Source organism: Hymenobacter psoromatis (assembly GCA_001596155.1).
Lineage (GTDB): Bacteria > Bacteroidota > Bacteroidia > Cytophagales > Hymenobacteraceae > Hymenobacter.
The window spans coordinates 1,431,408-1,443,917 of sequence record CP014771.1 but is presented as its reverse complement, the minus strand read 5'-3'; the positions used below and the strand labels follow the sequence as shown (position 1 = coordinate 1,443,917).

At 63.8% G+C, this 12,510-nt stretch carries 9 protein-coding genes; 5 read left to right on the top strand and 4 right to left on the bottom strand.

The genetic code is table 11. The annotated features are described in order from the left end of the window. Positions 1-62: 62 nt before the first annotated feature. Positions 63-1,715, bottom strand: coding sequence for a hypothetical protein (locus A0257_06135; protein ID AMR26728.1), 1,653 nt, complete (start codon positions 1,713-1,715; stop codon positions 63-65). Between the two features lie 223 nt (positions 1,716-1,938). On the opposite strand from A0257_06135, the gene A0257_06130 reads away from it, so the two are divergent. From A0257_06130 to A0257_06120, 3 genes are all read left to right on the top strand, one after another. Beyond that, positions 1,939-4,377: a DNA mismatch repair protein MutS gene (locus A0257_06130; GenBank protein AMR26727.1), complete on the top strand. Its 2,439-nt coding sequence runs from the start codon at positions 1,939-1,941 to the stop codon at positions 4,375-4,377. Between the two features lie 174 nt (positions 4,378-4,551). Then, the gene (locus A0257_06125; protein ID AMR26726.1) at positions 4,552-5,124 is read left to right on the top strand and encodes a hypothetical protein; all 573 of its coding nucleotides are present in this window, start codon (positions 4,552-4,554) and stop codon (positions 5,122-5,124) included. Positions 5,125-5,194: 70 nt separating this feature from the next. Beyond that, complete coding sequence (locus A0257_06120) at positions 5,195-5,572, top strand: hypothetical protein (protein AMR26725.1); 378 nt, start codon at positions 5,195-5,197, stop codon at positions 5,570-5,572. A gap of 173 nt (positions 5,573-5,745) precedes the next feature. Here the strand turns inward: A0257_06120 and A0257_06115 are convergent, their stop codons facing one another. After that, entirely contained in the window at positions 5,746-6,885 is a 1,140-nt protein-coding gene (locus tag A0257_06115) for a hypothetical protein (GenBank protein ID AMR26724.1), read from the bottom strand. Positions 6,886-7,114: 229 nt separating this feature from the next. Here A0257_06115 and A0257_06110 point away from each other — a divergent pair, with 229 nt between their 5' ends. Next, entirely contained in the window at positions 7,115-9,958 is a 2,844-nt protein-coding gene (locus A0257_06110; protein ID AMR26723.1) for a hypothetical protein, read from the top strand. Between the two features lie 14 nt (positions 9,959-9,972). On the opposite strand, the gene A0257_06105 is transcribed toward A0257_06110, so the two are convergent. Further along, the gene (locus A0257_06105; GenBank protein ID AMR26722.1) at positions 9,973-11,019 is read right to left on the bottom strand and encodes a UDP-N-acetylenolpyruvoylglucosamine reductase; all 1,047 of its coding nucleotides are present in this window, start codon (positions 11,017-11,019) and stop codon (positions 9,973-9,975) included. A 126-nt stretch (positions 11,020-11,145) separates the two neighbouring features. Between A0257_06105 and A0257_06100 the strand changes: the two genes are divergently transcribed. After that, positions 11,146-11,694 (top strand): RNA 2'-phosphotransferase, encoded by a 549-nt coding sequence (locus tag A0257_06100; protein AMR26721.1) that lies wholly within the window; start codon positions 11,146-11,148, stop codon positions 11,692-11,694. Positions 11,695-11,845: 151 nt separating this feature from the next. Here the strand turns inward: A0257_06100 and A0257_06095 are convergent, their stop codons facing one another. Then, on the bottom strand, positions 11,846-12,394 hold the full coding sequence (locus tag A0257_06095; protein AMR26720.1) for a hypothetical protein: 549 nt from the start codon (positions 12,392-12,394) through the stop codon (positions 11,846-11,848). Positions 12,395-12,510: the final 116 nt, after the last annotated feature.

The window sequence follows — 12,510 nt, the reverse complement described above, 5'->3', positions numbered from 1 at the left end:
GCAGTGCCTTTAGAAGTTTGTAACCAGCGGAGTCATCAAGCTGTTTTGGGCGAAAGATGACTTTAGTTAAGTAGCAGTCGGCTTATGATTTGCTTTTCTCCGGCCTGGGTGCGCAATAAATACAGGCCGGCTGGCAGTCCCTCTACGTTCAGAGGAAAGCATAGACCCGAGAGGGGAAGTGGTAACTGTCGGGCAAATACCTCGCGGCCCAGCGCATCATACAAGCGTACCTCAACTTCTTTTACGCCTGCTATGGCCGGCGCAACCACGTTCACGAGCCCGTGGGCCGGATTGGGAGTAATTTCTACGGTAGCCGTTGGCGCTGGGCTGACCTGTGCCAGCGGCGTTGATACCGAAAATGGCAATGTGCTGGTGGTCCCGGCTGGTGTAATCACGCCCACTGTGTAGGGTCCTGGTGCCAGGATGGTCGGGATTGGTAGCGTGATGGTTTGGGGTGCTGCCGAATAATTAGTGGCCGTAAAGCTGCTAGCTGGCACGGAGGCGGACATCCGGGAACCTTGGGAAAAAACCACCGCTGTTGCGCCGGTCAACTTATTGCCGCGCAGGGTGAGGGCGCTGCCCGCACTGCCATTATGGGGGCTGTTGAGATAGAGGGCAGGCAATGAGTTGAGTAACACTTCAACCGAGTAGTCGGTGAAGTTAGCTACGATAATGTCGGGTAGGCTATTTGCATTGAGGTCGCCCAGTGCCAGGACAATGGGAGAGCCGTTTGGGCTGGTTTGATAGACTACTGGGCTGCCCAGCAGGCCATTGCCCAGGCCCGGCAGTACCGAAACGGAAGCGGAAGCGAAGTTGGTTGTGACTACATCGGGCAGCCCATCGCCCGTCACATCGGCCAAGGCAAGTGAGAGAGGGCGTAAACCTGCCGTAGGGTAGCGGCCCACGAGGTGAAAAACGCCACCGCCCTGGTTATGCAGCACATTCACCGTTGCCCCCACCGTCTGAACGGCGGCTACATCCAGTAAGCCGTCGCCATCGAGGTCACTTAATCCTAAGCCTATCAGGGTGTCCGATATGCCCGCTGTGCTAGCCAGGTAAGCCTGCGGCGGCTCGAAGCTGCCGGTGCCGGTGCCCTTAGCCACCAGAATACTTTCAGAGTCGGAAATTACCAAGTCTGGATGTCCGTCGCCCGTCACGTCGCCTAGCACTACGCCTTGGGGCTGGCTATAGCCCAGCGAGTAAGTAGCTATGGTCAGCGTGCCATCAGGTTGATTAAGCAGGACATAGGCCGTGCTATTGGACTGGCACACCGTGACTACATCAGGGCGGCCATCGTGGTTCACATCGCCTACCGTGAGTGAGCCGGGGTAGTCCGACATGCTGGCCGGGTAGGTGGTAGCCGGCCCAAACTTTCCATTAGGCAGCCCTTTTAGTACGGCTACGCCAGCAACACCGGCCAGCACTGCATCGGGCCACCCGTCACCATCAAGGTCGCTTAATTGAACGGCTTGAGGGGCCAGACCGGCCGGGTATGTACTGGCCGTGCCAAAGGTGCCGTCGCCCCGTCCGGGCAACACCCCTAGCGTATTGCTGCCTTCGTTGGCAGTGAGCAAGTCGGCAACACCGTCACCAGTAACGTCGCCCACGGCTACGGACAGCGGCCGGCTGTCGGTGCCGGTAGAGTAGTGGCTGGCTGCGTCAAAGCTCTGTGCTCCGGCTTGGCTGACCGTTAGCATAGTCAGGCTGGCCACCACTAGCTGCCAAGTAGAAGGTAATAAGTGTTTCATGCACAACGGTCAGCCAAAATGATGCCTCATAGTGACTCGGCCTGATTTTCGTACAAGATATAATCTGTCCCGTGGCTACAAGCGTGGGCACTTACAAAAGAAAGCAACTGTTGCCCCGCCGAATCTTCCGGCCCCGTTCGCTGTTTTACCTTCGCGGCCAGTCAGCCAATTATATCCGCAGTTAGTCGATTTGTTAGTACCCCAGAATTTTGAAGCCAAAATCGGCTTCGCCACCTTGCGCGAGCTGCTGGAGCAGCTTTGCCTTTCGGCCCTGGGCCGGCAGTATGTGGCCAACATGCAGTTTACTACCGACTACGAGCAGCTCAGCAAGCTCCTGGCCCAGACCGACGAGTTTCGGCAGCTGCTGGCCGGCGGCAGCGAGTTTCCGGGCGCGCACTACTACGATGTGAGCGTGCATCTCAAGCGCGCCTCGCTGCCGGGGGCTTACCTCGACGTGGCCGCGTTCTTCGAGGTCAAGATGAGCCTGCGCACCATCCGGTCGGCGCTCACGTTTTTCACCAACGCGCCGGAGAATCTGTACCCTACCCTCCGGTTGCTGGGCATTGGCATTCAGGCCGACCGCAACCTGCTGGCCGCCCTCGACAAAGTGGTGGACGATGAGGGCCAGGTGCGCGACGACGCTTCGCCGCTGCTGCGCCAGGTGCGCCAGGAGCTGATTCAGCGCCAGGGCCAGCTGCGCAAGCAGATTGCCACCGTGCTGCGCCACGCCAAAAGTGAGGGCTGGATTCCTGGCGATGCCGAGCCCACCATCCGGGGCGGGCGGCTGGTGCTGCCCGTCGTGGCGGAGCACAAGCGCCGCGTGCGCGGCCTCATTCACGACGAGTCGGCCTCGGGCCAGACGGTTTTTATTGAGCCGTCCGAGGTTTTTGAGCTGAACAACGACATCAAGGACCTCGAAAATGCCTACCAGCGCGAGCTGATTCGCCTGCTCACCAGCCTCACCGACCAGCTGCGCCCGCACCTGCCCGACCTGCGCAAGGCTTACAACTACCTCGGTCTGCTCGATTTCATTCGGGCCAAAGCCCGGCTGGCCCGCGAGCTGGATGCCCAGCTGCCCGAGCTGAGTAGCCGCCCGCTCATTCGCTGGCGCGGCGTGCGCCACCCGGTGCTGGCGCTCACGTTCAAGGAGCAAAACAAGGCCGCCGGCAAAGACGCCGTGAAGCGCGAAGTGGTGCCGCTCGATATCGAATTGACGCCCGAGCAGCGCATTCTCGTCATTTCGGGGCCGAACGCGGGCGGCAAGTCGGTGTCGCTCAAAACGGTGGGCCTGGTGCAGTACATGCTGCAATGCGGCCTGCTCATTCCGTGCGATGACTATTCGGAGGCCGGCATGTTTGCCGATATTTTGCTGGATATCGGCGACGAGCAGAGCCTCGAAAACGACCTCTCGACCTACTCCTCGCACCTGCTGGCCATGAAGCAGTTCGTGACCGTGGCCAATAAAAAAAGCCTGGTGCTGATTGACGAATTCGGCACCGGCACCGAGCCCAGCCTGGGCGGCGCCATTGCCGAGGCCGTGCTAGAGCAGCTCAATCAGGCGCGGGCGTTTGGGGTAATTACGACCCACTACACCAACCTCAAAAATTTCGCGGAAAAAACTGACGGCCTCGTGAACGGCGCCATGCGCTACGACCCCGAGCGTTTGCAGCCGCTCTATCGCCTCGAAATCGGCAAGCCGGGCAGCAGCTTTGCCATCGAGATTGCCCGCAAAATTGGCCTGCCCCGGCAGCTCGTGGAGCGCGCTACCCAGCTCGTGGGTAAGGATAAAATCCGCTACGACCAGCTGCTCGAAGGCCTCGAAAGGGACAAAACCGAGCTGGAAACCAAGCTGCGCGACACCGAAAAGCTGCAAAACGGCCTCCGCAAGTTCACCCAGGAATACCTGGACCTCAAAAAGCACCTCGAAGACACCCGCACCGAAACTCTGCGCGAGGCCAAGCACCAGGCCAAGAAGCTGCTCCAGAACACCAACCAGCAAATCGAGGCCACCATCGGCGAAATCCGGCGCTCGCAGGCCGACAAGGACGTGACCAAGCAGGCCCGCGAGAAGCTCGATACCTTCGTGCGGGAAAAGCTGCAAGTGGAGCCGCCCAAGGCCCGCCCCACCCGCGAACTGGCCGAGGCCGGCTCGCTGGCGACCGGCGACCGGGTAGCGATTCTGGGCCAGGACGGCCACGGCGAGGTCGTGAGCGTGAAGGGCAAAACGGCCGAGGTCCTTTTCGGCGGTATGAAAACGCTGGTCAAAGTCAATCAGCTCGAAAAGCTGAGTCGGGCCGAAGTGCGCGAACGCGAAGCCACCGCCCGCAAGGTGGCCGCCGCCAACAACGGCGGCCCGAGCCTCAACCTCACGGGCCGCATGGCCGGTTTCAGCCCTACCCTCGACCTGCGCGGCGAACGCGCCGAAGATGCCCTCACCAAGCTCATGGTGTATGTGGATGATGCCGTGATGTTTGGCATCCCGGAAATGAGGGTTCTGCACGGGCGCGGCAACGGCGTGCTGCGCCAGGTGGTGCGCGACTACCTGCGCCAGACCCGCGCCGTGGCCAGCGTGGGCGACGAACACGCCGACCGCGGCGGCGACGGCGTGACCTTGGCCGTGCTGAAGTAGAATTTGGAAGGAAGTGAGGTGCGAAAAGAACGTCATTCCGAGCTTGCCGAGGAATCTCGCTCGCATCGTCCGGGCTTCGTTCAATGATGCGAGCGAGATTCCTCGGCAAGCTCGGAATGACGTTCTTTTCGCACCTCACTTCCTTCCCTACCTACGCACCCGCTCCGCGCCTACATCCAGCGTTTCGTGCCGCTTACCGATGCGGAGTGGGCGCCGCTGGCCGCCGCGTTGCGGCCGGTGCACCTGGCCCGCCACGCGCATTTCGTGGCGGCCGGCCAGCGGCGCGCTGCAATGGGGCTGGTGCTCAGCGGGGCGCTGCGCCTCTACTACCCCCGCCCCAGCGGCGAAGAGCGCACCACGTATTTTTTCTTTGAAAATCACTTGCTGGCCGATTACCCATCCTGCCTGACGGGCCAGCCCAGCCAGTTCAGCATTCAGGCCCTGGCCGATTGCGAGCTGGTGGTGTTCGACTACGCCGTGCTGCGCCGGCTTTACGACGAGTGGCCGGTGTACGAACGCTTTGGCCGGCTGGTGGCCGAGTACCATCTGCTGGGCACCGACGCGCGGCTGGTCGAGCAGCTGCTGCTCTCGCCCGAGGAGCGCTACCGACAGCTATTGCGCAGCGGCAAAACCAAGATTCTGGAACGGATTCCGCAGCACCTGGTAGCCAACTACCTGGGCATTACGGCGGTGTCGCTGAGCCGCATCCGGGCGCGGGTGGCGGCCGAGGGCGGCGGCATTTCTTAGCTTTTGTTATCGCCGCAAGGGGAGGGGGTAGGGGAATTTTGTGGGGTCAATCGACCAACTCAAATTCCCCATGAAAACCCTGCTGACCCTGGACGAAGCCGCCTCGCTGCTGCTGGCCCTGCTCGTGTTTGCCCACCTGCCCTACGCCTGGTGGTGGCTACCGGCCTTGTTTCTGGTGCCCGACCTAAGCGCGCTGGGCTACCTGGCCGGGCCGCACGTTGGGGCCTACTGCTACAATTTTGCGCACCACAAGCTGCTGGCCCTGGCGCTGGCCGCCGCCGGCTGGGAGTTGGGCCACCCGGCGCTGCTGCTGGCCGGCACCGTGCTGCTGTTCCACATCAGCCTCGACCGCGTGCTGGGCTACGGCCTCAAGTACACCTCCGGCTTTCAGGATACGCACCTGGGCCGCGTCGGCAAGCCGCCGGTCGCGGTGGCCGTGGCCGGCTGAAGAGTAGCGCGAACTTTCCAGTTCGTGCGCGAGCGCTAGCGAGCAGGCGGCACCGCGCGGCGCGAACGACCCTGCTCGCTAGCGCTCGCGCACGAACTGGAAAGTTCGCGCTACTGCCCTTTTGGACAGTATACTTAGCCAGCTGCAACTGCCGCGGGCGGGGTAGGCCCGGCTCACAGCAGCAGCACGTCGATGCGGTGCGCGTGCACCAGTTGCAGCTCCGCCGACCACGAAAAGACGGTGAAGTTACCATCCTGCGAAGCCACCAGGGCCAGGGCATCGGGCTGGTCGTGTACGAACTGCGCGGCGGCCAGGTGGCGGGTGCCGCCGTTTTTGGCCGGGTGCAGGCGGGTCGGGCTCGACCCCACCACGGGCTCGCTGAGCAGGATTTCCTCCACGGCGGTGCCGTCGGCGCGGCGCGTCACCTTGGCCCCAAACCCCAACAGCTCGAAGCGCCGGTTGACGATGGTGGCCCCGTCCACGGCCGTGAAGCCGCCCAGTACTTCAATGGCTTCGAGCAGGTCGTCCTGCCAGTCGCGGCGGCTGTGGTCGGGCTCGGCCAGCAAATCGGAGATGCTGGCATAGGCCGGCACCACCGGGTAGCCCAGCGGCGCCACAATGGACGCGCGCCAGGCCTCGGAGCCGGGCGGCACGGCCAGCAGCAAGCCGCCGCGCCCGTGCGCCCGCATGGCGCGGGCCAGCTCCAGGCGCACATCCACGGCCGGGCCGGTGCCGGACGTGGCGGGCTGCGCAATGGCCGGCAGGGCGGCCCGCAAAGTAGGGTAGTCGGCCAGGCCCTGCGTGTCCTCGTCCACCACCCGAATGTGGTCGCCCCGCAGCACGGCCACGTTCAAAAATTTGCCGAAGCCATCGGCCCGGCGGTGCTTGGCCACCAGCAGGCCCGGCTCCACCACTTCGAGCACGAAGCACACCGGCGGCACCTGCGTGGCCGTGCCCCAGATGTAGAGTCCCTCCTCATCAAACCCTACCCCCAGGTGAATGCCAGGGTGCTCCACGGCCGGCGCTAACTTAATGAGTACCTGCGGCGTAAGGCGCAGCCGGTGCCCAAACAGCAGCGGGTGCCCGGCTTCCTCGGGCGTGAGCAGCGCCAGCGAAATGCGCGGCGGCCGGCCCTCTTCGCGGCGCAGACTGGCCCAAAAGGCCACGTCGATAATGGCTTCGAGCAGCGCCGCCGGTGGGGTGGGGGGTAGGGAATCGCAGTGCTGGGTGGCCGCCGCCCGGTGCTGCGCAAAATGGACTTCGAGGGCCGGGGCCACCATGCGGGCTCCCAGGTAAGTAGGTTCGGAAAGCATAGAAAAAAGCGGTGCGGCGCGCTGGCCGCTACCGCACGATTAGCACAACAGCAAAAGCCGGATAGTGCTTGGTCATTGTTCAAAACAAACTCGCAATTGACGCGACGCTAACTTTTTAGCGAATGTGCTTTGAATTGCAAAGTTCTTCGCAATACATTTGCAGAACTGCGGCTGATGCCTGCCCAGTGGGGTAGGAACCGCTACTCTTCTGCTTCGCCCTATTTCTGCTATGCGCAACTTACTCAAACCCAACTGGCTACTGCTGGTTACCGTTTTGCCGTTGGGGCTGCTGGCGCTGCTGTGCTGGGGCGAGTTTGGGGTGATAAAGACGCTGCTGCCGCCGGCCAGCGTGGCGCTGTGGGGGCAATTGGCGCTGGGGCTGGCCGGGCTGCTGCTGGGCACCCTGAGCTACGCGGGCTGGGCCGGGCGGCGCGGCCGGCCGGTGAGCGCCTGGTACGCGGGCGCGGCGCTGCTGGCCTACGGGGCATTTCTGCTGCTATGCACGGGCAACGACCGCACGCTGGTGCCATTCGAGATTCCGCGCTGGCTGCTGCCGACGGATATCCTGCTAGCCATCTGGACGTTCGTCATGCCCACGCTGGCTTACTCGGTGCTGGTGCTGGTGATGCGCGCTACCCCGGCCCGCCCGCCGCACAGCCTGGCGCTCACCTGGGGGTTGGCTGCCGCGGTGCCGCTGGGAGGGTTATTGATGGGTGGAATCCTGGGTTCGCTTGGTAGCTGGCGCTGGCTGAATAACGCGGTAACGGAAACAGTTTTACTGATTTTAGCGGTAGCCGGCACCTTGCTCTTCTTGTTTCTGCTGGTGCGGGGGGCCTATATTATGACCCTGCGCCGGGCCACTGATGAGCTAAGCATAATCTGGAAAGTCGTCATCACCTTGCTCTTACCGCTCCTGGGGTTGGCCGTGAACGCGGGACTATGGCTTAATCAGTTTGGCGAAACCAACATTTTCGGTGACTTCAACCGGCCGTGGTTTTACGGGCTGGCGGCACTCAACGGGGTGCTGCTGTGCTGGCCTACCCCCGCCGCGCCGCGCGGGCGGCTGGCGCTGCTGCTGGGCCGCAGCGTGCTGCTGAGCTACACGGGCTACTTCTTTGTGGTGTTCCTGCCGTTTCTGCCGCTGTCGCTGCTGGCCGTTGTCGCCATCGGCGTGGGCTTTCTAATGCTGACGCCGCTGGTGCTGCTGGTGGTGCACCTGCACGCCCTGGCCGACGATGTGGCCGCGCTGCGGGCGCACTACCCGCGCTGGGTGCCGCGGGCCGCGCTGCTGGGCGGCGCGGCCGTGCTGCCGCTGCTGCTCACGGCCGATTATTACCACGACCGCCGGGTGTTGCACGCGGCCCTGGCCTACGCCTACAGCCCCGATTTTACCCGCAAATATGACCTCGACGCGGCCGCCCTCGCCCGAACCCTGGCCGTGGTGCGCCAGCACAAAGACAACAGCCGGCAGTTCTACACCAACTCGCAGCAGCCCTATCTTTCGACGTATTACAACTGGCTGGTGCTGGACAACTTAACGTTATCCGCGGACAAGATAAACGCGCTGGAGCGAATTTTTGTGAGTAGTCCGGCCGGACCCGAGGGAGTAGGCGGCGCGGGATTTGGCAACCCGCCAGCCACCGCTACTTTGCGGCAGCTCACGGCCCGCAGCACCTACGATGCCCGCCAGCAAGCCTGGGTGAGTTGGGTTGACTTAGCCGTGGCCAACCCAAGTGCTACCCAACCTGCGGCCGAGTACACGACCACCTTTGCCCTACCCCCCGGCTGCTGGGTGGGCGGCTACTACCTTGACCTCAACGGCCGCCGTGAGCCAGGGATTTTGGCCGAAAAAAAAGCCGCTGACTGGGTATATGCCCAGATTACTCACCAAACCGACCGCCGCGACCCCGGCTTGCTCACCTACGTGGGCCCCGACCGCCTGCGCCTGCGCGTGTACCCCGTGGCGCTGGCCGCCGAGCGCCGCACCGGCTTCCAGGTGCTGCACAAGGAACCCGTAACGCTGACCATCGACGGCCGCTCGCTGGCGCTGGGCACGGCTGCCCAGGTTCCCCCGCCGGCCGGGCCCGTGGCCACGCCCGGCGGGGGGGTAGTGTACCTGAGCGCTGCCGCCCAGCAGCGGCTGCCCCTGGTGCGGCGGCAGCCCTACTATCATTTTCTGCTTGATGTATCGGCTGGTAAGGCCGGCCGCAAAGTGGCTTACAAAGCACGGGTAGCCACTTTTCTGCGCCAGCACGCGGCGCTGGGGCCGCCGCGCTTCACCCTGGTAAACACCTATGCCACGCCCGTGCCGGCCGGGGCCGACTGGCAGGCGGCGCTCGACGCCTTTCCCAATGCGGGCGGCTGCTACCTCACCGGCGCTGTGCAGCGCGTGCTGGCCGAGGCCTGGCAGCACCCCGCGCCCACCTACCCCGTGCTGGTGGCCGTGACCGATACGCTGGCCGCCACGGTGCTCGCGCCCGATTTCGCGGCCTTTGCCCCGGCCTATCCCGAAGGCGACACTTGGCTGGTGCTGGGCGCCGATGGCCGGGCCGAGCGGCACGCGCTGGGGCAGGCGGCAGCCCAGTCCCTACCCCCCGCCGCGCTGCCCACGCTGGCCGTGCGGGCCTGGCCGAGTGCCGCCCACGCCCGCGCTTATTTGCCGGCCACCGGCCAGCCCGCCGTGGTGCTGCGCGAGCCCGCGGCGGCGCTGCCGGCTCCGGCCGGCTCGTCTTCGCGCTGGCTGGCGGGCCTGCTGCTGCGCGGCTACGACCAGTGGCAAACGCTGCATCCCGCCGCGGCCGACGACCAGCGCCTGGCCTGGGTTCAGGCTAGCTTCACCTACCGAATTCTCACGCCGTTGACGTCATTTTTAGCCCTCGAAAACGCGTCGCAAAAAGCCGCTTTGCGCCGCAAGCAGGCGCAAACGCTAGCCGCTAACGCCAACCTCGACGCCCAGGAGGCACCCAATGAAGTGACGGCCGTGCCGCTCGACGACTACGCGCCCTGGCTGCTGCTGCTGGGGGTAGGGCTGGGCTGGCGGCGGCTCCGGCGCGCACCCCGACTTGCCACATAGTGCGAAGTTTCTCTTTACAGAATGTTCACCTCGGGATGTAATTCAATGCCAAACTGCGTGCCCACGGCCCGAATAACCTCTTCCGCCAATTCGCGAAGTTCCTGGCCCGTAGCACCGCCGTGGTTCACGAGCACCAGCGCCTGGCGCTCGTGCACGCCGTGGGTGCCCGCGCCCGGCCCGCGCCGCAAGCCCTTAAAACCAGCCTGCTCGATGAGCCAGCCGGCGGGCACTTTCACGCCGCCCGGCACCGGGTAGCCCGGCAGCGAGGGGTAGCGACTCTTCAACTCGTCAAACTTATGCTGGGAGATTTCGGGGTTTTTGAAGAACGAGCCCGCGTTGCCGATTTCGGCCGGGTCGGGCAGCTTCGAGCGCCGGATGTGCACCACGGCGTCGCTCACGTGGCGGGAGGTAGGCTCGGTTTCGATGCCCAAATCAGTGAGCGTGTCCTGGATGGCGCCGTAGCTCACGTTGACCGGCCGCCCGGCGCTGGCCCGGTGCAGGCGCAGCACCACGGCCGTCACCACGAACTGCCCCTTCAGCGGCCCCTTAAACACGCTTTCGCGGTAGCCGAAGCCGCAGTCTTCTTTAGTAAAAACCCGCAGCTCGCCGGTGCCGATTGCCAGCGCCTCCAGCCGCTCGAAGGTGTCTTGCAGCTCGGCCCCGTAGGCCCCGATGTTCTGGAGCGGTGCCGCGCCCACCGTGCCCGGTATCAGCGACAGGTTTTCGATGCCGCTCAGCTCTTGGTCCAAGGCGTATTCCACCATTCCGTGCCAGCTCTCGCCGGCCCCGGCGCGCACCAGGGCCGTGTGCGTGCCGGCCTCTTCGCTAATGATTTCCAGCCCTTTAATCTCATTCTTCAGCACCACGCCGGCAAAGTTCTGGGTCAGCAGCAGGTTGGAGCCACCGCCCAGAATCAGCAGCGGCCCCGCCTGCACGAGGGGTAGGGCCAGCAGTTGGCGCAGCTCCTCGGCCGAGGCAAAGCGGGCAAAATAGCGGGCCATCACGTCGAGGCCAAACGTGTTGAAAGGGCGGAGCGAAACGTGTTCTTCGAGGTGCGGCATGGCGCAAAGGTCGGGATGTAGGGCGGACTGTAGCGCGAACTTTGTAGTTCGCGTTTTCACGCCGTCGGTGTTGCAATCTCGCGGCGCGGGGACACGAACTACAAAGTTCGCGCTACCTTAACCCGTATGGACTCCAAAGCCACCACCCGCCTGAGTAAATTTCTGAGCCAGCACCTGCGTCACCAGCCCGAAGCCATTGGCCTGCGCCTGGTGCCCGGCGGCTGGGTAGCCGTGGCCGACTTGCTGGCCGCCTGCGCCGCCTACGGCCACCCTCTCACTCGCGACGAGCTGGAGGATATTGTTGAAGATAATGATAAACAGCGCTTTGCCTTCGATGAGACAGGCCTGCGCATCCGGGCCCAGCAGGGCCACAGCGTGGAGGTTGATTTGCAGCTCACGCCCGCTACCCCGCCCGCCGTGCTCTACCACGGCACCGCGCCGGCCGCCCTACCCGCCATCCGGGCCGCGGGCTTGCAGAAGATGACCCGCCACCATGTGCACCTCACCACCGACGAAGCCACCGCCCGCCGCGTGGGCCAGCGCCGCGGCCGCCCCCTGTTGCTGGCCATTGATGCAGCGGGCCTACACGCGGCCGGCGGCGTGTTTTTTCGCTCTGGCAACGGCGTGTGGCTCACCGAGGCCGTGCCGCCGCAGTATGTGCGCGAAACGGAATAGCAGGTTAAGAAAAGAACATCAAGAAAGACGTTACAAAAAAAGTCATTCCGAGCTTGCCGGGGAATCTCGCCCGCGCCGTTAGGGTGTTGTTCCACCACGCGAGCGAGATTCCCCGGCAAGCTCGGAAGGACGTTCTGTGCAGTTTATGCTGCTACTTCACGTTCGCCTTTACGTTGAACTGCGAGTCGGCGCGCACCTTGGTATCCTGGGGTAGGGCTTTGGCCAGCTCGGCGGTGGTGAAGAGCGTGTAGTTGCCGGTGCGCAGGTACAGGTCGAGCTTGTTGCCGCTGGGCGTGAGGCTGATAGACGTCTGGCCGGTGGGCACGGGGCTGAGCGAAGCCAGCAGCACCTTGTTGCTGCCGGCCGCATCGGTGGCAATATAAATGCTGATACTCTTCAGAAAATCAAACGTTTGGGTGCTGGGGTCGGTGGTGGTAAGCGTGAGCTGGTCGAGGGTCACGTCCTGCACGTAGTCGGCGGTCGTGTTATTGCCCGCGTAGGTGCTCGACGAATTAGACGACACCGGAATGCCGGGCAGCGCAAGCGCCGTATTCACGAGCGGCCCCGTGGCTGGAATAGTGAAATTGGTAGAGTCGCTGATTTTGAAATTAAGCAGCCCCACGAGCTTTTGGCAGCTGATGGCCGCGAGCAGCAACAGGGGTAGGACGAGCCGCATCTTGGGCGATAGGATATTTTTCATAAAAAAGGCCCTAGCAATAGTCGTGCACAAGTGTAGCAAGCGGGCGGCGTCAATAATATTTACTCCGCCCAACGACCACGCCGGTCCGCTACATGCCCAATAATCAGCAACTTTGT